Source organism: Streptomyces silvae, assembly GCF_016745505.1.
In the GTDB taxonomy this organism is placed as follows: Bacteria; Actinomycetota; Actinomycetes; order Streptomycetales; family Streptomycetaceae; genus Streptomyces; species Streptomyces silvae.
The window spans coordinates 1-19,219 of the sequence record NZ_JAERUC010000144.1 but is presented as its reverse complement, the minus strand read 5'-3'; the positions used below and the strand labels follow the sequence as shown (position 1 = coordinate 19,219).

Genomic DNA, 19,219 nt, shown 5'->3' with positions numbered 1-19,219 from the left:
ACCCCAAGGGGCATCCGGGCCAGGTGGCCGGGCAGGACCGCTACTTCTTGCGGCGCCGCCCACTCGCGCTCTTCTGCGCCTTGCGGCGCTCCGCACGCGTCATGCCGTCGCCCTCGGCCCGCGCACCGTCGCCGTTGGAGAAGTCGCCCTCGACGACGCCGCCCTCCCCGTCCACCGTGGGGGCGGAGAAGTGCAGCCGGTCCGGACGCTGCGGGGCGTCCAGGCCCTTGGCCCGGATCTCCGGCCGCCCGGTACCCGCCGCCACCGGCGCGTCCTGCTTCTCCAGCGAGGTCCGCTCCGCGTCGTCCTGCACCGGGACCTCCTCGACCTGCTGCTCGACCTGGACCTCCAGGTTGAACAGGTAGCCGACGGACTCCTCCTTGATGCCTTCCATCATGGCGTTGAACATGTCGAAGCCCTCGCGCTGGTACTCGACCAGCGGGTCCTTCTGCGCCATGGCCCGCAGCCCGATGCCCTCCTGGAGATAGTCCATCTCGTAGAGGTGCTCACGCCACTTGCGGTCCAGGACCGACAGGACCACGCGCCGCTCCAGCTCACGCATGATGTCCGAGCCGAGCGTCTTCTCACGCTCCGCGTACTGCTCGTGGATGTCGTCCTTGACCGACTCGGCGATGAAGTCGGCGGTCACGCCGGCCAGGTCGCCCGCGGCCTCCTCGAGCTCCTCGACCGTGACCTTCACCGGGTAGAGCTGCTTGAAGGCGCCCCACAGACGGTCGAGGTCCCACTCCTCGGCGAAGCCCTCGGCGGTCTCCTGCCGGATGTAGTCGTCGATCGTGTCGTCCATGAAGTGACGGATCTGGTCCTGCAGATCCTCGCCCTCCAGGACGCGACGGCGCTCGCCGTAGATGACCTCGCGCTGCCGGTTGAGCACCTCGTCGTACTTCAGGACGTTCTTACGCGTCTCGAAGTTCTGCTGCTCGACCTGCGACTGCGCGGAGGCGATCGCCCGGGTCACCATCTTGTTCTCGATGGGGACGTCGTCGGGCACGTTCGCCATCGACATGACGCGCTCGACCATCTGCGCCTTGAACAGCCGCATCAGGTCGTCGCCCAGCGACAGGTAGAACCGGGACTCGCCCGGGTCGCCCTGACGGCCGGAACGACCGCGCAGCTGGTTGTCGATGCGCCGCGACTCGTGCCGCTCGGTGCCCAGCACGTACAGCCCGCCGAGCTCCTTGACCTCGTCGTGCTCGGCCTTGACGGCCTGCTCGGCCTTCTCCAGCGCCGCGGGCAGCGCGGCCGCCCACTGCTCGACGTGCTCGACCGGGTCGAGTCCGCGCTGCCGCAGATCCGCCTCGGCCAGGTCGTCGGGGTTGCCGCCCAGCTTGATGTCCGTACCGCGGCCCGCCATGTTCGTCGCGACCGTGACGGCACCCTTGCGGCCGGCCTGGGCGATGATCGGCGCTTCCCGGTCGTGCTGCTTGGCGTTGAGGACCTCGTGCTGCACACCGCGCTTGGAGAGCTGCTGCGAGAGGTACTCGGACTTCTCGACGGAGGTCGTGCCGACCAGGATCGGCTGCCCCTTCTCGTGCTTCTCCGCGATGTCGTCGACGACCGCGGCGAACTTCGCGACCTCGGTGCGGTAGATCAGGTCCGACTGGTCGGCACGGACCATGGGCCGGTTCGTCGGGATCGGCACGACGCCGAGCTTGTAGATCTGGTGGAACTCGGCGGCCTCGGTCATCGCCGTACCGGTCATGCCGGAGAGCTTGCCGTACAGGCGGAAGAAGTTCTGCAGGGTGATCGTGGCGAGCGTCTGGTTCTCGTCCTTGATGTCCACCCCTTCCTTCGCCTCGATGGCCTGGTGCATGCCCTCGTTGTAGCGGCGGCCGGCGAGGATACGGCCGGTGTGCTCGTCGACGATCATGACTTCGCCGTCGATGACGACGTAGTCCTTGTCGTTCTTGAAGAGCTCCTTGGCCTTGATCGCGTTGTTCAGGTAACCCACGAGCGGGGTGTTCACCGACTCGTAGAGGTTGTCGATCCCGAGCCAGTCCTCGACCTTGGAGACACCGGGCTCGTGGATGGCCACGGTCCGCTTCTTCTCGTCGACCTCGTAGTCGCCGGTCTCCTCGATGCCCTTCAGCGGGTTGCCCGCCTCACCCCTGGTGAGACGCGTGACCAGCTTGGCGAAGTCGCCGTACCACTTGGTGGCCTGGTCGGCCGGGCCGGAGATGATCAGCGGCGTGCGGGCCTCGTCGACCAGGATCGAGTCGACCTCGTCGACGATGGCGAAGTTGTGGCCGCGCTGGACGAGCTCGTCCTTGGACCACGCCATGTTGTCGCGGAGGTAGTCGAAGCCGAACTCGTTGTTCGTGCCGTACGTGATGTCGCAGGCGTACTGCTCACGGCGCTGGGCCGGAGTCATGTTGGCGATGATGCAGCCGACCTCGAGGCCGAGGAACTTGTGCACCCGGCCCATCATCTCGGAGTCGCGCTCGGCCAGGTAGTCGTTGACCGTGATCAGGTGCACACCCTTGCCGGAGAGCGCGTTGAGATACGCGGGCAGGGTACCGACGAGGGTCTTGCCCTCACCGGTCTTCATCTCGGCCACGTAGCCGAGGTGCAGGGCGGCACCGCCCATCATCTGGACGTCGTAATGGCGCTGTCCGAGGACGCGCTTCGCGGCCTCACGGACGGTCGCGAATGCTTCGGGAAGCAGGTCGTCCAGGCTCTCGCCGTCCGCGTACCGTTCCTTGTACTCGTCGGTGAGCGCCCGCAGCTCGGCGTCGGAGAGGTTGACGAAGTCCTCTTCGATGGAGCTGACCTGGTCCGCGATGCGGTGCAGTTTGCGCAGGATCTTGCCTTCGCCTGCACGCATGAGCTTGTTGAAGACGGACACTGAGGCTGGTCTCCTTGCCGGTCGGGCCTGGCACTGGGTCGTGTGATGGACTCTGGCGCGGGCACGGCAGGTGGGCCCCACCGCAACGGCCATCGTAAGCGAGGACCCCGCCGCGCCGGGAGGGCTGCCACGGCGTTCTCCCCGCCGCGCCCTTCCAGGACAACGGCCGGAGGGGACGGAAGGTGCCGGGAAGCACCGAAAAGTGCTCGCTTCCCGCGCTCCCCGTCACCAGAATCCATCCATGGAACCCACCTCACTCACCACTGAACGCCTGCTCATGCGCCCCTTCGCGCCCGAGGACGCGGACGCGGTCCACCTCGCGTGCCAGGACCCCGGCATCCAGCGCTGGACGGTGGTCCCCTCGCCGTACACCCGCGCCGACGCGGAACTCTTCACCCGGAAGCTCTCCCCCGCGGGCTGGCAGGACGGCACGATGTACAACTTCGCCGTCCTCCTGAGGGACGGCGGGCCGCTCGTCGGCGCGCTCGGCGTCAACCGCCACAGCCTGCCCGGCACGTACGAGGTGGGCTTCTGGACGGGGAAGGAGCACCGCGGCGCCGGTTACACCACGGAAGCGGTGCTCGCGGCGGCCCGCTGGGCGTTCACCGCCCTCGCCGCGGACCGCCTCGAGTGGCGTGCCGAGGTCGGCAACACCCCGTCCCGTGCGGTCGCCCTGCGTGCGGGGTTCCGCATGGAGGGTGAGCAGCGGTCGGCCCTGTTCAACAAGGGCATACGGCGGGACACCTGGGTCGGCGCCCTCCTCCCGGCCGATCTGGGGCTGCCCGGCACCCATCCCCACCGGCCGGCCCCCGATGTCAGTGGCGCGCTCTAGGGTTCGACGCATGACGTCTGTGCCTCCGCCCGTGCTGGAACTCTCCGCCGACCAGGCGCGCCGTATCGCGCTGCGCGCCCAGGGCCTCCTGGGCGCCCCGGACCGCCGGGGCGGGGTCCCCGGAGTGCTGCGCCGTCTCGGAGCCGTCCAGCTCGACACCATCTCGGTCCTGGCCAGGTCCCACGAGCTCGTGCCGTACGCGCGTCTCGGCGCGCTGGGCCGGCGCGCGGTCGACGAGGCCTACTGGTCGGGCGGCCGCTCCTTCGAGTACTGGTCGCACGCCGCCTGCATCCTGCCGGTCGAGGAGTGGCCGCACTTCGCGTTCCGCCGCCGCGCCTACCGCGCCAGGCCGCACTGGAACCACGACCTGCCCGACGGGGCGTACGCGAAGGTGATCGACCAGCTGCGCGCCGAGGGCCCGCTCACGGCGACGGAGCTCGGCGGCGCGAAGAACGGCGGGGAGTGGTGGGACTGGTCGGCGTCCAAGGTCGCCGTCGAGCGGGCCCTGATGTACGGCGAGGTGGTGTGCACCGAGCGGCGCGGCTGGAAGCGGGTCTACGACCTGGCCGAGCGGGCGATCCCGGCCGCCGTGCTCCACGACGACCTGGACGACAAGGAGTGCCTGCGCAGGCTGGTGGCCCTGGCGGGGCAGTCGCTGGGCGTGGGCACCCGGACGGACATCGCCGACTACCACCGGATCAAGGCCGAGCAGTTCGACTCCGTCGTGGCGGACTCCGGGCTGGTCCCGGTGTCGGTGCGGGGCTGGGCCAAGCCCGCCTGGGCCCACCCCGACGCCCTCGCCTCGGAGCCGCGCGGACGGCACCGTACGACGTTGCTGTCGCCGTTCGACTCACTGATCTGGGAGCGGGCGCGCACGGAGCGGATCTTCACCTTCACCCACCGCCTGGAGGCGTACGTCCCCCGGGCCAAGCGGATCCACGGCTACTTCGCGATGCCGCTGCTGGCGGGCGGCAGACTGCAGGGCCGGGTCGACCCGGCCAGGGAGGGGACCACGCTGGTCGCCCGCCAGGTGTCCCTGGACGGCGCGAAGTCCGTGGCGCCCATGGCGGAGGCCCTCGTGGAGGCGGCGTCCTGGGTCGGCTGCACGGACGTACGGCTGGAGCGTGTCGACGCACCGGAGCTGCGCGAGCCGCTCATGGCGGAGACCGCCCGGGCCCTTCGGCAGGCACCGGACGCCGTGCGCCCGTCCGCTACCTGATCTCGAGGATCTTCTCCCGCATGGCATAGACCACGGCTTCCATCCGGGAGTGCAGCTGGAGCTTCTCCAGAATATTGCGGACGTGGTTCTTGACCGTGTTCTCGGAAATGAACAATTCCTTGGCGATATCGCGGTTGTTCATGCCCGTGGCGACGAGTTTGAGCACTTCCAGCTCACGCTCGGTCAGCCGCGGCGCGGGAACGAGCCGGCGCTCGTCGGTGCGCTGGATCATCGACTTGAACTCGGTGAGCAGTTTCGACGCCATCGACGGGCTGATCTGGGACTGGCCGTCCGCCACCGCGCGAATGGCCGTGGCCACCTCGTCGGTCGAGATCTCCTTGAGCAGATAGCCGGTGGCGCCCGCCTTGATCGCCTCGTAGAGGTCGGCCTCCTCGTCGCTGATCGTCAGCATGATGATCTTCGCGCTGGGGGCCACCTCCTTGATGGAGGTGCAGGCTTCGATGCCACCGCGCTTGGGCATCCTCACATCCATCAGCACGATGTCGGGCAGCAGATCCGCCGCCTTGTCGACCGCCTCCGCCCCGTCCCCCGCCTCTCCGACGACCTGGATGTCCTCCTCCTGCGCGAGGACGATCTCCAGGCCCCGGCGGAAGAGCGCGTGGTCGTCCACCACGAGAACCCTGATCGGTTCCTTGCGGGAACTGCCGTCATCCGCAACGGAATCCGCACCGGCAGCGCTGTCGGCATCGTTCGTCCCGCGTACGGGCCCGAAGGTGTCCGCCATCGTTCCTCCCCCTGAAGGCCACTGCCTGAGGTCACAGGCTGTCCGCCAACGGCAGTGCACAGAGCACTGATTGGCCTGGGGCGCCATGATTTCATGCCTGGCCGCCGAAGCGGTGCCCCCGCGGTCGCACGCGGTGCCCCTGGGAGCGCGCTGACGCTTCCAGGGGCACCGCGTATCGGCTGTGAGCGATGGTGTCAGCCGCCGAGCGCACCGCCCGCGCCGCCCGCCTCGTCGGAGGCCAGCGGGTCGGTCCTCAGGTGAATGACACCGTAGTCATAGGCATGCCGCCGATAGACGACGCTGGGCTCCTTGGTCTCGGAGTCGACGAACAGGTAGAAGTCGTGCCCGACCAGCTCCATCTCGTAGAGCGCCTGGTCGAGTGTCATCGGCGCAGCGACGTGCGTCTTCTCGCGCACCACGAGCGGTCCTTCGCCCTGTACCTCGAGCGAACCGATCCTGGTGGTGGGCACGGACGGCTCCGGCTCGGTGGGGATCAGTTCACCGTCCCCGTTGAACGAGGCGGCGTCCGGCACGACCTCGCCCACCGTGGCTGCGGACAGCCGGCCGTTGCCCCGCCTGCTGTAGCGCTTGTCGTGCTCCTTGCGCAGCTGTGTGTCCAGCTTGTCCGTGGCCAGGTCAAGCGCTGCGTACGGGTCGCCTGCTGCCGCTTCCGCCCGGATGACCGGCCCACGCGAGCGGAGCGTGATCTCCACCCTTGCCGCACGGTCGGCCTGACGGGGATTGGGCTCCTTGGACACCTCGACGTCGAGGCTGATCACCTTGCCGTCGAACTTCTGGATCTTGTCCAGCTTCAGCTTCTCGGCCACGTGCTTGCGGAACCGCTCGGGTACCTCGGTCTTGCGGCCCTTGACGACGATGTCCACGCAGAACTCCGTTCCCGGATCGCTCCGCTTCGGCGGCGGAGCATCTCCCTTTTGCACCAGGCTCCGGTGATCGCCGGAGCCGCGGACTCGGTGGCTGTCACCTCCTCCTCCCCCATCGGCAGGGACTCCACCCCACCGATTTCCATGCTTCTGGCGTACCGGTGAGTTACCTGCCCGAAACCTGGTGGCGCATTCACGGAGGTACGGAATTCACCGTCCCTCACAACCGAACATAGCCTGCCCACCACCGTGTCGGCACCCGCTACTCACGCGTACCTCCGATCGGGGCCCTTTACCCACTCACTACCTGCAACGATGCAAGTTATCTGTCAGTTCCGGTTTATTTCGAAGGCAGACGGAGAAGCTGCGACAACCGCAGCGCGCAGCCCGTCCGGCGCGCCCTCGCCCGTATCGTCCGCGCCCCCCGTACCGGCCGAGGTGTCACTCGTGGCACGGGCCGCACGGCCCGCACCGACCTCAGCGACCTCACGGACCGCGCGGGCCGCCTCCGCCAGCGACGCCCCCGTCGTCAGCAGGTCGTCCACCAGCACCACCCGGCCTCCGTCGAGCAGCCTCCGGCCGCCGTCCGCGACGACGAGCGCACCCGCCAGATTCGCCTGCCGCTCCCGGGCCCCCAGCCCCGCCTGGTCGGCCACCGCACGCCGCTGCCGCAGCACGGCGAGCGCCCGGGCCGACGTCCCGCCGCGCCGCAGCTCGGCCGCGGCGGCGGCCGCGATCCTGCGCACCGGATCATGACCGCGCACGGCCGTGGCCCGCCGCGTGGACGGCACGGGGACCAGCAGCAGGGGGCCCCGCTCGCCCGGATGCCCCGCTCCGGCCCGTACAGCGGCCGCCAGCGCCCCGCCGAGCACTCCTGCGAGGCCGAGTGCCCCTCGCTCCTTGTGGGCCAGCAGCATCGCCCGTACGGCGTTCTCGTACGGCGCCGCCGCGTGGACCACCGGGAGCCCCGCGGGCTCGGGCGCGGGCCTCACCCGGCGCGGCCCGGCCGCCGCCCCGGCGGCACACTCCTCGCACAGCTCGGTCCGCGGCCTGCCGCAGCCGGCACAGGCCACGGGCAGCACCAGTCCGGCGATCTCCTGCCACCAGCCGCGCACAGTCCCACTGTGACCGGGCCGTCAGGTCCTCGCCACCCCTGTGGAAAACCCCTGTGGACAACCGGGGCACGCCCGCACCGCCGGGCTGGTCAGCCCGGATAGACCAGCGAGGAGCCCTCCTTGAGAACCGTCTGCCAGTTGTCGCCGGGCGACAGCTTCACTATCCCGTCGCTCTCGGTGTCCGCCATCAGCGGAAGCTGGTCGTCGTCGGCAGCGGCCACGGCCGTCACCTGGTTCACCCCCGGCAGGACCCCCGAGGACGACGTGGATCCGTCGGCCTGGACGTAACGCACCTGCTGCACGCCGCCCTCCTCCTTGCCGACCACCACGAGACGGCTGCGCCCGGACCAGGAAACCGCCGTCACCTCCGCCAGCTGGGGCGCGGCCTGGCGCAGGTCCTCCACCGAGACCTGCTCGGCGTCTCCCGAACCGTGCCGCTCGACCCGGCCGATGTGCAGCGTCGTGTGCCCGTCCTTCGACACCCGCAGGGCGATCCGCACCCCGTCGGAGGACATCCGCAGCGCCTCGATCCGCCCGCCGTTCAGGCCGGGCACCGCGACCTCCTGCGGTTCTCCGGCACCTCCGGCCAGACGCAGCAGCCTGGGATCCGCCGGATCACGGTCGGCGACCCACAGATCGCCCCGGCCGTCCCAGCTCGGCGCCGACAGACGGTCCGCGGCCTTCTTCGCGGTGCTGGACACCACAGGGGCCGCCGGCTCGCTCTCCTCGGTCAGGGAGGACACGTAGAGATCCTGCTGATTCTCCGAGACCGCGGCGGCCTGCTCCTCGTCCCTGGCCACACCCACGGCGCTCATGGCCACCGTCCCGCTGCCCAGCGGACCGATCACCGGCTCCGGATCCCCACCGCCCTTGGTGCTCCCGGGGATGCGCTGGACATGCCCCTTGTCGTCCACGAAGTACTGGCTGTCGGGTTCGCCGGAACCATGGTCCGAGGCGAAGTCCGTCGCCTCGTCGGCGCTGAGCGAGCACAGCGGGCCGCGGTCACCCTGCAGCTCCACCTGCCCGACCCGCGCGGACGTCAGATCCCGCAGCGTGAAGAGCACCTGGGCCGCCATCATCCGGCAGGCCCCCTGCCCGGCCCCGTCGGCCTTCTTGTTGAGCGGCACCTTCAGGACGTTCTGGTCGTCCGTCGTCAGCGAGGTCACCCCGCTCTTCAGCGCCGTCCCCTCGGGGAAGCGCGAATCGACCACAGGCCGCAGCCAGTTCGAAGGGCCTTCCAGCAGCGTCCGCACCGTCTGGGTGGCCGTGTCCATCCGCGTGACCGGATCCGTACGGTTGCGCACGTAGACGGGATCGGCGACCAGCGCCGCCGACTCGTCCGTCAGCCCGGCGGCGAAGTAGTACTTGTTCACGGACCGGTAGAGGCGCTTGAAGTCGGACTGCCCGAGCACCAGGCCGTCCGGGACGATGTCGATGCGCCACTCCTGCTTGCCGTCCGCGCCCTTCTGCCGGACCAGGTGCAGCATCTGGTCGTACTCCGAGGGGGCGAGCGGCCGGTACGAACTCTGCGCGTCGACCGCCGCCACCTGTTCGCCGGTCAGCGCGTAGGTGGTCTCGGTGTTCCGGCGTTCCTTGTCATGGATCGTGGGCCCGTTGCGGCTCGGCGCCTTGGCGAGCACCGTGATGCCCTCGCCCGGCTGCCAGCTCTCGCCGGCCTCCGCCGTCAGGTACTGGCGGGTCGTCCGGAAGTCGGGGTCGTCACTGGTCATCGACTCCAGGAAGCCGTCCACGACCTCCATGGGCGTGGCCCCCTCCCTCGGAGGGACGGCGTACACCTGGACCTGGGAGTCGCCCGGCTGCGAGGCGTCGACCGCCTTCACGTCCCCGGTGACCGGCATCGCTCCGCACCCGGCGAGCACCATGACGCCGCACCCGAGCAGCACCGACAACCGCACCGCGCGGCCGCCCCGACGGCGGTCAGTGTCCACGAGTCGTGTCCTCCTGCTCCCGGTCCAGCGTCTCTGGGTCGGCGCCCCCGCCCGGCCGTTCCCCGGCCGGACGCGACACCACGCGTGCTCCACTGCCCGGCAGGGCCGCCGGATCGACCGACGCCGTCGTACGCGACGCCCCGGACCCGTGCGCCGGCCCGGCCTGCTGCGAACGCACCGTGGAACCGGTCTGGCTCGGTACGGACATCAGCCGGTGATCGCTCACCGCCGGCGCCGCCTCCGCACGCTCACGGTCCTCCCGGTTACGCCGGGAGTCCTCCGGCTCCAGCGGTATCGGCGAACCGCGCAGCGGCTCGTCCGCCGTACGCGGCAGGGTCAGCCGGAACTGCGAACCACCACCGGGCTCGCCCCATGCCTGCAGCCAGCCCCCGTGCAGCCGCGCGTCCTCGACGGCGATCGACAGCCCGAGCCCGGTACCGCCGGTGGTGCGGGCCCGCGCCGGATCCGCCCGCCAGAAGCGGTTGAAGACCCGGGTCGCCTCGCCCGGCTTGAGCCCCACGCCGTAGTCCCTGACCGCGACGGCCACGGCACCCTGCGCGACACCCATCCGCACGATCACGTCCCTGCCCTCGCCGTGCTCGACGGCGTTGACGACGAGATTGCGCAGGACCCGCTCGACACGGCGGGCGTCGGCCTCCGCGACCACGGGCTGTTCGTCACCGACCACCCGGATCCGCGTGCCCTTGCGCTCCGCCAGCGGCTCGGCGCCACCGATCACCCGCCGCACGACCGTGCGCAGGTCTATCGGCTCCGCCTCCAGGGCAGCGGCCCCCGCGTCGAACCTGCTGATCTCCAGCAGGTCGGACAGGAGCGACTCGAAGCGGTCGAGCTGGTCGCCCAGCAGCTCGGCGGAGCGAGCCGTGACCGGGTCGAAGTCGACGCGCGCCTCATGGATGACATCGGCGGCCATCCGCACGGTCGTCAGCGGGGTGCGCAGCTCATGGCTGACGTCCGAGACGAAACGCCGCTGCATGCGGGAGAGCTCCTCCAGCTGCTGGATCTTCAGCTGAAGGTTCTGCGCCATCTTGTTGAAGGCCTCGCCGAGGCGCGCGATGTCGTCCTCACCGGTGACCTTCATCCGCTCCTGGAGCCGGCCCGCGGAGAGCCTCTCGGCGATCCCGGCAGCCATCCGTACGGGCGTGACGACCTGGCGCACCACGAACCAGGCGATGGCCCCCAGGAGCACGACCACGAACAGACCGGCCGTGGCCAGCGTCGTCGTGACCAGGGTCAGCGACTTCTCCTCCTGCGTGAGCGGGAAGAGGTAGTACAGCTCGTACGGGTTGTGGTCGACGTCGTAGAGCCGCTTGCCCACGACGAGACCGGGCTCCGGGTCCTTCCCGTACGAGTACCGGATCAGCGAGTACGTCTGGAAGGCACCCGCGCCGTTGCCCACGTCGTCCCGCAGCTTCTGCGGGATGCTGGACGCCTCCACGCTGCCGGACCCGCGCGGGGCCCGGCTGGTGGTGCCGTGCCCGGCGGAGTCGGGGCTGAGCGCCACCACGTTGAAGGCGTTCGTGCCGCCGCTGGCGAGCTGGTCGACGAGTTCGGTGCGCCAGGAGGTGTTGGCGGTCATCCCGTCGGCGCCCTCCTCGCTCTGGTCCCCCGGGACGAGCGGCGCGTTCGCGTTGGTCTGGGCGGCCGCGAAACCGCCGGCCGCCTGTGTCTGGGCGGCCTTCCCCTTCGCCTCGAGCAGCCCGTTGCGGACCTGCCCGATCACGACGAATCCGAGCAGGAGAACCACCGCGATCGACATCAGCAGCGTGCCCGCCACGACGCGGAGCTGCAGATTGCGCCGCCACAGGCGGACGGCCGGCAGCAGCGGGCCGCGGATCCACCGCATCAGCAGCCGCGGCACGGGGCCGCCGGGCGTCCGGTCGCGGAACAACCGGCCGCCCAGCGAGGCCCGCCCGAAACGAGAAGCACTCCGTGCCGGACCGGCAGCCCGCTCCGTACGGGCCCCGGGCACCCCGGGTGGCGGAGCAGCGCTGCCCAGGGTCATGTCAGCTCGGTCCGGCCTTGTAACCGACACCGCGGACCGTCACGACGATCTCGGGCCGCTCCGGGTCCTTCTCCACCTTGGAGCGGAGCCGCTGGACATGGACGTTCACCAGACGGGTGTCCGCGGCGTGGCGATAGCCCCACACCTGCTCGAGCAGCACCTCACGGGTGAAGACCTGCCACGGCTTACGGGCGAGAGCGACCAGCAGGTCGAACTCCAGCGGGGTGAGGGCGATGGACTGCCCCTCCCGCTTCACCGAGTGGCCGGCCACGTCGATGACCAGGTCACCGATCGCCAGCTGTTCCGGCGCCGGCTCTTCGGACCTCCGCAAACGCGCCCTGATCCGGGCAACCAACTCCTTCGGCTTGAACGGCTTGACGATGTAGTCGTCGGCCCCGGATTCCAGGCCCACCACCACATCCACCGTGTCGCTCTTGGCAGTGAGCATGACGATCGGCACACCTGACTCGGCCCTGATCAGCCGGCAGACCTCGATGCCGTCCCTTCCGGGCAGCATGAGGTCCAACAGCACCAGGTCGGGCTTGGCCTCACGAAATGCGGCCAGTGCCTTGTCGCCGTCCGCTACGAACGACGGTTCGAAACCTTCTCCCCGCAGCACAATGCCGAGCATCTCGGCCAGTGCGGTGTCGTCGTCGACGACAAGGACGCGTCCCTTCATAAACGACATCATCCCATTAGCTAATCGTTACCTGCGATGACCTGGCACACAGCTCTGCCAGTCCGACCCCCGTGACCGGGGAAATAACGCCCTCCTCCGTGACGATCGCCGTGACCAGTTCGGGCGGCGTGATGTCGAATGCGGGGTTGTACGCCTTGGTCCCCGGCGGCGCGACGACCGTCCCGCCGCCTTCGCCTCCGCCCCGGACACCCGGCTTCGATGTGAACTCTGTCACTTCCGTCGCGGAACGCTGCTCCACGACGATCGATGTGCCGTCCACCGTCCCCAGATCGACGGTGGTCGTCGGGGCCACGACGACGAACGGCACATGGTGGTACTTCGCGAGCACCGCCAACGGATAGCTCCCCACCTTGTTGGCCACCGAGCCGTCCGCGGCGATGCGGTCCGCCCCGATGATTACGGCATCCACCTCCCCCGCCGCAAACAGCGAACCCGCCGCACTGTCCGTGAGCAAGCTGTACGGCATCCCGTTCCGCCCCGCCTCGTACGCCGTCAGCCGGGCACCCTGGAGCAGCGGCCTGGTCTCGTCGACCCACAGATGCCGCAGGCTGCCCTTCCGATGCGCCCGCAGAGCCACCGCGAACGCCGTCCCCGCGCCACCGGAGACCAGCGCCCCGGTGTTGCAGTGGGTCAGCAGCCGGTGCCCGCCTCCCCCGGGCAGGAGCTCCGCGAGCAGCTCCAGACCGTACTGCGCCATGCGCCCACTGGCCTCCGCGTCCTCCCGGTGCAGAGCCCGCGCCTCGGCCAGGGCCACGGCAGCCGCCTCCGGGCCGGACCCGCTCCCGGCGGCCTCCTCGTACGCCCGCGCCACCCGCCGCGCCCCGTACCCGAGATTGACCGCGGTGGGCCGCGCCTGCTCCAACAGCTCCGCGGCCTGCGCCACGTCCTCACCCCGGGCAGCGGCCAGCGCCACCCCGTATGCCCCGGCGATGCCCAGCAGGGGCGCCCCCCGCACCGCCAGAGTCCGGATCGCCCGCACCAGCGCGGGCACGTCGGCGCACACCAGCTCGGCCTCCTCGGCGGGCAGCCGCGTCTGGTCGAGGAGCACCACCGCAGGGCCTTCCGGAGGCTCGGCCCAGCGGAGTACGGAGAGGGCCGGAGGCTCGATACCCACCGGCGTTTGCGCGTCCTGATCAGCCATCTGCCCAGTCTGCCCGCTGAACCGCCCGCACACGAAGGCAAGAAGGAGATACGGCGCCAGACCCGCATCGGACCGACGCGTGGCACGATGGCTGGCAACCTGCCGCCCCGATGAGCGGGCAGGACTGTGAAGGAGCGACGATGAACGACTCTCCGGGCTGGGCTTCGCCCGGATCCGCCCCCTCCGACGGCCAGGAGAAGGGCATCCCCAGGCCCTCCGCTCCCGTCGACGGAAGCGGGCCCGCCGGACAGTGGTCTCCCGAACAGCCGCCGCCGGGACAGTGGTCCCCGCCGAGCGCCCCCGGCACCGGCCCGGGCGCCCCACCGCCCGCACCGGGCTGGGGCGGCATGCCGCAGGGAGGCCCCGGATGGGGCCGCCCGCCCATGGCCGCAAAGCCCGGCGTCATCCCGCTCCGCCCGCTGGGGGTCGGCGAGATCCTCGACGGCGCGGTGACCACCATGCGCAGGCACTGGCGCACGGTGCTGGGCATCAGCCTCACCGTCTCCGTGATCGCCGAGATCGCGATCATCCTCATGCAGCGCTTCCTCCTGCCCGAGCAGAAGTCGGTCGACCCCAACGCGACGGGGGCTGAGGCCATCCGTCAGGCCACCGACTCGGCGCAGTCCCAGCTGATCACCAGCGCCCCCAGCACGCTCATCACGATGATCGCGACCCTCATCACCACCTCGATCCTCACCGTGGTGATCAGCCGCTCCGTGCTGGGCCGGGGCGTCACACTCTCCGAGGCGTGGTCCGAGGCCCGCCCACGCCTCCTCCCGCTCCTCGGGCTGACCCTCCTGCTGAGCCTGATGAGCGCCGCGATCATGGCGGTGGGCCTGCTTCCCGGCCTGGCCCTCGGCGACGGTGCGGGCGGGCTCGCCCTGACGGTCCTCGGCTTCCTCGGCGCCTGTGCCGTCGTTGTCTGGCTGATGATCCGCTTCACGCTCGCGGCACCGGCGCTGATGCTGGAACGACAGTCCGTACTCACCTCGCTGCGCCGCTCCGCCAAACTGGTCAGGGGCAACTGGTGGCGGACCTTCGGCATCCTGGCCCTCACCTACCTGCTGGTCATCGTCCTGACCTTGATCATCACGATCCCGTTCGGCGTCATCGCCGTGACCGTGGACAGCGACGGCCTCAGCGAGCTCCTCAACGGCAACTCCGCGGACTTCGGCTGGCCCTTCCTCATCATCACGGGCATCGGTGAAGTGATCGTCTCGACGCTCGCCTATCCCTTCACCGCAGGAGTGATGGCCCTGCTCTACGTCGACCAGCGCATCCGCCGCGAAGCGCTCGACCTCGAACTCGCCCGGGCCGCGGGCGTCCCCGGCTACGACACCCCCAGGAACTGATGCGGTGACGGGGGCGGGGGGCACCACCACAGCCGTACGGTTCATCAGGGCGGGCGAGGACATACCCGTGGACACCCCACGCGTCCCCGCCCGTGAGGCGGCGCGGGACGAACTGTCCGACCCGATGTACCACGAACACGACCCGAACCTCCTCGAACGTGGTCTCGACCGCTTCTGGGACTGGATCGGAGACCTGTTCTCCGACGCCGCCGGGACCGCCCCCGGCGGCCCGCTCGGGCTCGTCGTACTCGTCCTGATCCTGGCTGCCCTGGTGGCCGCCCTGTGGTGGAGGCTCGGCACCCCGCGACGCATCGCCCACTCCCCGGAGACACTCTTCGGCGACACCCTCCGCAGCGCGGCCGACCACCGCGCCACGGCCGCCGCACACGCCGAAGCCCGACGCTGGACCGAAGCCGTCCAGGAACGGATGCGCGCCCTCGTACGCTCCCTGGAGGACCGGGCCGTGCTCGACCCGCGCCCCGGCCGCACCGCCGACGAAGCGGCCTCCGAGGCGGGCAGGCTGATGCCGGCCCACGCCGACCGCCTCCGCGCCGCCGCCCGGGTCTTCGACGACGTCACATACGGCGGCCGCACCGCCGACGAGGCCGCGTATCTGGCCCTGTGCACCCTCGACCTCGATCTCGAGGCCGCCAAGCCCCTGCCGGCCACCGGCGCTGCGCGGGGAGCCGCCGGATGACCGCCACCGCGGCTGCTCCCACCACATCGGAATCCCGCAGCCCCCAACAGATCTGGCAGCGCGTCCGCGGGCCCCTGCTCGCCGTCCTCATCCTCGTCGTCGCCGGGGTTACCCTTGCCGCCCTCCGCCCGGGCGGCCAGCACGGCCCGCTCGACCCCCGTTCCGCCGACCCCAACGGCAGCCGGGCGCTCGCCGAACTCCTCAAGGACCGCGGCGTCTCCGTCGACATCGCCACCACCCTCGACGAGGCCACGGATGCGGCAGGACCCGACACCACTCTGCTCGTCACCGGGCCCAACACGCTCACCGCCCACCAGCAGCAGCGCCTTCGCGCGGCGACCGCCGACTCCGCTGGCCGCACCGTCCTGATCGCCGCCGGCGGCCCCTCCGTGGCCCGCCTCGCAGCCGGCGTGCACCAGGCCGCACACGGCCCGGAGACCGCCCGCCTCCCCCGCTGCGCGCTCCCCGCGGCGCGCACTGCGGGGAGCGCAGACCTGGGTGGCATCCACTACGCGACGGACACCCCCGGGGCCATCGCCTGCTACCCGGACAACGGACTGGCCTCCCTCCTCGTCCTGCCGGGACAGGCCGCCGGCGACACCGTGCTGATCGGCTCCCCCGGCCTCCTCCACAACGACCGTCTCGACCAGCAGGGCAACGCCTCGCTCGGCCTCCAACTCCTCGGATCCCGCCCGCATCTCCTCTGGTACCTCCCCTCGCTCGACGATCCCTCCGCAGCCGAAGGCGGAACAGCCGGCCCGGGTGACGGCACCGAAGGCGGAGCCGAAGGAGAGAGCGGCTTCATCGGCCTCGTCCCCCCGGGCTGGCTCTGGGCCACCCTGCAACTGGCCCTCGCCGCCGTCCTCGCCGCCGTCTGGCGCGGACGCCGCTTCGGCCCCCTGGTCACCGAGCGGCTTCCCGTCGCCATCCGAGCCTCCGAATCCACCGAAGGACGCGCCCGCCTCTACCGCAGGGCCGATGCCCGCGACCACGCCGCGGCCGCCCTGCGCTCCGCCACGCGGAACCGCATCTCGCCCCTCCTCGGTGTGTCACCCCGTGACACAGATTCCCCCGCCGTACTCCTTCCCGCCCTCGCCGCACGCCTCAGCCATCAGGGCAGCGACGCCGGCGCCCTCCTCTTCGGCCCCGCGCCGGCCGATGACGCCGCGCTGGTCCTTCTGACCGATCAACTCGACGCCCTCGAAAGAGAGGTACGCACGTCATGAGCGCCCCGACCCCGGAGACCGCCGAGCTTGCGGCACCCACAGAGGCCCCTGCGGCCTCCGTGAACTCCGACAGCGCCCGCGCATCCCTGGAAGCACTGCGTTCCGAGATCGCCAAGGCCGTCGTCGGCCAGGACCCCGCCGTGACGGGTCTGGTCGTGGCTCTCCTCTGTCGAGGCCATGTCCTGCTGGAAGGCGTTCCCGGAGTGGCGAAGACCCTCCTGGTCCGCGCACTCGCGGCCTCACTCGAACTGGACACCAAACGCGTCCAGTTCACCCCCGACCTGATGCCGAGCGACGTCACGGGCTCACTGGTCTACGACGCCCGCACCGCCGAGTTCTCCTTCCAGCCCGGCCCCGTGTTCACCAACCTCCTGCTCGCCGACGAGATCAACCGGACACCGCCCAAGACCCAGTCCTCCCTGCTGGAGGCCATGGAGGAACGCCAGGTCACCATCGACGGGTCCCCCCGGCCGCTGCCCGACCCCTTCCTGGTGGCAGCCACCCAGAACCCTGTCGAATACGAGGGCACCTATCCGCTGCCCGAGGCCCAGTTGGACCGCTTCCTGCTCAAGCTGACGGTCCCCCTTCCCACGCGTGAGGACGAGATCAACGTGCTCACCCGCCACGCGGACGGGTTCAACCCTCGTGACCTCAAGGCAGCGGGCATCCAGCCCGTGGCCGGCCCCGCCGACCTCGAAGCGGCACGCGCCGCCGTCGCCAGGACCTCGGTCTCCCCCGAGATCGCCGCCTATGTCGTGGATATCTGTCGTGCCACGCGTGATTCCCCCTCGCTCAATCTCGGTGCCTCCCCCCGAGGAGCCACCGCACTGCTCTCCACCGCGCGAGCCTGGGCCTGGCTGACGGGCCGGGACTACGTCACCCCGGACGACGTGAAGGCCCTCGCGCTGCCCACACTCCGCCACCGCATACAACTGCGGCCTGAAGCAGAGATGGAGGGAGTCACCGCGGACTCCGTCATCACCTCTGTCCTCGCCCACGTCCCCGTCCCCCGGTGAGGCGGTGACCATGGCCCTCACCGGTCGGGCCGCTCTGGTGGCGGCCCTGGGGTCACTCCCCGTAGGCATCCTGGCCCCGAACTGGACAGGCATACTCGCGGTCGAAGTCCCGCTCTCACTGGCAATTCTGTGCGACTACGCCCTGGCCGCGCCAGTACGTACGCTGCAGTTCACCCGATCCGGTGACACATCCGTTCGACTCGGCGAGACCGCAGCTGTGCAACTCACAGTGACCAATCCGTCCCGGCGCCCGCTCCGTGCCCACCTCCGCGACGCCTGGCCCCCCAGCAGCTGGACCGCCGAGGCCGAACAGGCCTCGTCCCGCCACCAGTTCGCGGTACCCGCCGGCGAACGCCGCCGCCTGACCACGCTCCTGCGTCCGTCACGGCGCGGAGACCGCCAGGCCGACCGAGTCACCGTCAGATCGTTCGGCCCCCTCGGTCTGGCGTCACGCCAGGGATATCACCGGGTGCCGTGGACGGTCCGGGCGCTACCGCCCTTCACAAGCCGGAAGCATCTGCCCTCCCGCCTCGCTCGGCTCCGGGAACTCGACGGCCGGACCAGTGTGCTGACGCGGGGAGAGGGAACGGAGTTCGACAGTCTGCGCGCCTACGTCCCGGGCGACGACACCCGTTCCATCGACTGGCGGGCAACTGCCCGCCAGTCCGCGGTCGCTGTCCGCACCTGGCGCCCCGAGCGCGACCGCCACATCCTCGTCGTCCTCGACACAGGCCGCACATCAGCAGGCCGGGTGGGCGACGTACCGCGGCTCGACGCCGCCATGGACGCGACCCTCCTCCTCACCGCCCTCGCCACCCGCGCGGGCGACCGCGTGAACCTGATCGCCTACGACCGACGTGTCCGAGCACAGGTGCAGGGCAGAACAGCGGGAGGGGACGTCCTGGCGACGCTCGTCAACACGCTGGCCACACTGGAGCCCGAGCTCGTGGAGACCGACGCTCATGGCCTCAGCACGGCTGCGCTGGCCAACGCGCCACGCCGTTCCCTGATCGTCCTGCTCACCAGCCTGGACGCCGCGCCCATCGAGGAAGGCCTCCTGCCGGTCCTTCCCCAGCTCACACAGCGCCACACGGTTCTGGTGGCTGCTGTCGCGGACCCTCACGTCGAGGCGATGGCCCACGCGCGGGGCACAGCGGACGCGATCTACGAGGCCGCCGCAGGAATGCAGGCGCAGGCCCAGCGCCGCCGCACCGCGGACCAGCTCCGGCGCCACGGCGTGACAGTTGTCGATGCGACACCCAACGAGCTCGCTCCCGAACTGGCTGACGCCTACCTCGCGCTGAAGGCGGCAGGCCGGCTGTAACTGCCGGCACGGAACTCGGAAGACAGCTACTCAGGCGGCAGCTCCCCTGGTCCCGGCAGGAGAGCTGCCGTCGAAGGCGCTTCGGCGAAGGGCGCCCGTAAACGCAGAAAAGCCCCGTGCCACAAGGGCACGG

15 protein-coding genes are annotated in these 19,219 nt (G+C 70.6%); 7 read left to right on the top strand and 8 right to left on the bottom strand.

The window, feature by feature from the left end; translation table 11 throughout:
• Positions 1-40: 40 nt before the first annotated feature.
• Positions 41-2,863 (bottom strand): preprotein translocase subunit SecA, encoded by a 2,823-nt coding sequence (gene secA / locus JKV81_RS22165; protein WP_099172959.1) that lies wholly within the window; start codon positions 2,861-2,863, stop codon positions 41-43.
• A gap of 241 nt (positions 2,864-3,104) precedes the next feature.
• Between secA and JKV81_RS22160 the strand changes: the two genes are divergently transcribed.
• On the top strand, positions 3,105-3,695 hold the full coding sequence (locus tag JKV81_RS22160) for a GNAT family N-acetyltransferase (protein ID WP_129263714.1): 591 nt from the start codon (positions 3,105-3,107) through the stop codon (positions 3,693-3,695).
• 10 nt (positions 3,696-3,705) lie between these two features.
• A complete protein-coding gene (locus tag JKV81_RS22155; protein ID WP_129263716.1) occupies positions 3,706-4,914 on the top strand; it encodes a winged helix-turn-helix domain-containing protein in 1,209 nt (402 codons plus the stop codon).
• Here JKV81_RS22155 and JKV81_RS22150 read toward each other — a convergent pair.
• The 7 genes from JKV81_RS22150 to mtnA all read right to left on the bottom strand — a co-directional run bounded on the left by JKV81_RS22150 (position 4,907) and on the right by mtnA (position 13,471).
• Positions 4,907-5,659: a response regulator gene (locus JKV81_RS22150; protein WP_099172962.1), complete on the bottom strand. Its 753-nt coding sequence runs from the start codon at positions 5,657-5,659 to the stop codon at positions 4,907-4,909. The two genes, JKV81_RS22155 and JKV81_RS22150, sit on opposite strands and share 8 nt — an antisense overlap.
• A gap of 194 nt (positions 5,660-5,853) precedes the next feature.
• A complete protein-coding gene (gene hpf, locus JKV81_RS22145) occupies positions 5,854-6,543 on the bottom strand; it encodes a ribosome hibernation-promoting factor, HPF/YfiA family (protein ID WP_099172963.1) in 690 nt (229 codons plus the stop codon).
• Between the two features lie 329 nt (positions 6,544-6,872).
• On the bottom strand, positions 6,873-7,658 hold the full coding sequence (locus JKV81_RS22140; RefSeq protein WP_202077398.1) for a ComF family protein: 786 nt from the start codon (positions 7,656-7,658) through the stop codon (positions 6,873-6,875).
• A gap of 89 nt (positions 7,659-7,747) precedes the next feature.
• The gene (locus tag JKV81_RS22135) at positions 7,748-9,574 is read right to left on the bottom strand and encodes an LpqB family beta-propeller domain-containing protein (RefSeq protein WP_129266989.1); all 1,827 of its coding nucleotides are present in this window, start codon (positions 9,572-9,574) and stop codon (positions 7,748-7,750) included.
• Between the two features lie 22 nt (positions 9,575-9,596).
• On the bottom strand, positions 9,597-11,630 hold the full coding sequence (gene mtrB / locus JKV81_RS22130) for an MtrAB system histidine kinase MtrB (RefSeq protein ID WP_129263720.1): 2,034 nt from the start codon (positions 11,628-11,630) through the stop codon (positions 9,597-9,599).
• Position 11,631: 1 nt separating this feature from the next.
• Positions 11,632-12,321, bottom strand: a complete 690-nt coding sequence (gene mtrA / locus JKV81_RS22125; protein WP_187281934.1) for a two-component system response regulator MtrA — start codon at positions 12,319-12,321, stop codon at positions 11,632-11,634.
• Between the two features lie 4 nt (positions 12,322-12,325).
• The gene (gene mtnA / locus JKV81_RS22120; RefSeq protein WP_202077395.1) at positions 12,326-13,471 is read right to left on the bottom strand and encodes an S-methyl-5-thioribose-1-phosphate isomerase; all 1,146 of its coding nucleotides are present in this window, start codon (positions 13,469-13,471) and stop codon (positions 12,326-12,328) included.
• 140 nt (positions 13,472-13,611) lie between these two features.
• Between mtnA and JKV81_RS22115 the strand changes: the two genes are divergently transcribed.
• The 5 genes from JKV81_RS22115 to JKV81_RS22095 are packed head-to-tail and all read left to right on the top strand — an operon-like array spanning position 13,612 to position 19,086.
• Positions 13,612-14,823, top strand: a complete 1,212-nt coding sequence (locus tag JKV81_RS22115; RefSeq protein ID WP_202077393.1) for a DUF7847 domain-containing protein — start codon at positions 13,612-13,614, stop codon at positions 14,821-14,823.
• Between the two features lie 4 nt (positions 14,824-14,827).
• Positions 14,828-15,520, top strand: coding sequence for a DUF4129 domain-containing protein (locus JKV81_RS22110; protein WP_202077391.1), 693 nt, complete (start codon positions 14,828-14,830; stop codon positions 15,518-15,520).
• On the top strand, positions 15,517-16,746 hold the full coding sequence (locus JKV81_RS22105) for a DUF4350 domain-containing protein (protein WP_202077389.1): 1,230 nt from the start codon (positions 15,517-15,519) through the stop codon (positions 16,744-16,746). The genes JKV81_RS22110 and JKV81_RS22105 overlap by 4 nt, the downstream gene beginning before the upstream one ends.
• On the top strand, positions 16,743-17,762 hold the full coding sequence (locus tag JKV81_RS22100) for an AAA family ATPase (RefSeq protein WP_129263729.1): 1,020 nt from the start codon (positions 16,743-16,745) through the stop codon (positions 17,760-17,762). Before JKV81_RS22105 ends, JKV81_RS22100 begins: the two co-directional genes overlap by 4 nt.
• A 10-nt stretch (positions 17,763-17,772) precedes the next feature.
• Positions 17,773-19,086 carry a DUF58 domain-containing protein gene (locus tag JKV81_RS22095; RefSeq protein WP_202077387.1) on the top strand — a complete coding sequence of 438 codons (1,314 nt, stop codon included), beginning with the start codon at positions 17,773-17,775 and terminating at the stop codon, positions 19,084-19,086.
• Positions 19,087-19,219 lie beyond the last annotated feature (133 nt).

What these genes read in the sequence shown, in the direction of transcription:
- mtrA (WP_187281934.1), bottom strand. Translation starts at nt 12,321, where the DNA reads ATGATGTCGTTTATGAAGGGACGCGTCCTTGTCGTCGACGACGACACC.
- mtrB (WP_129263720.1), bottom strand. Translation starts at nt 11,630, where the DNA reads ATGACCCTGGGCAGCGCTGCTCCGCCACCCGGGGTGCCCGGGGCCCGT.
- JKV81_RS22105 (WP_202077389.1), top strand. Translation starts at nt 15,517, where the DNA reads ATGACCGCCACCGCGGCTGCTCCCACCACATCGGAATCCCGCAGCCCC.
- JKV81_RS22115 (WP_202077393.1), top strand. Translation starts at nt 13,612, where the DNA reads ATGAACGACTCTCCGGGCTGGGCTTCGCCCGGATCCGCCCCCTCCGAC.
- JKV81_RS22095 (WP_202077387.1), top strand. Translation starts at nt 17,773, where the DNA reads ATGGCCCTCACCGGTCGGGCCGCTCTGGTGGCGGCCCTGGGGTCACTC.
- JKV81_RS22100 (WP_129263729.1), top strand. Translation starts at nt 16,743, where the DNA reads ATGAGCGCCCCGACCCCGGAGACCGCCGAGCTTGCGGCACCCACAGAG.
- JKV81_RS22160 (WP_129263714.1), top strand. Translation starts at nt 3,105, where the DNA reads ATGGAACCCACCTCACTCACCACTGAACGCCTGCTCATGCGCCCCTTC.
- JKV81_RS22155 (WP_129263716.1), top strand. Translation starts at nt 3,706, where the DNA reads ATGACGTCTGTGCCTCCGCCCGTGCTGGAACTCTCCGCCGACCAGGCG.
- JKV81_RS22150 (WP_099172962.1), bottom strand. Translation starts at nt 5,659, where the DNA reads ATGGCGGACACCTTCGGGCCCGTACGCGGGACGAACGATGCCGACAGC.
- mtnA (WP_202077395.1), bottom strand. Translation starts at nt 13,471, where the DNA reads ATGGCTGATCAGGACGCGCAAACGCCGGTGGGTATCGAGCCTCCGGCC.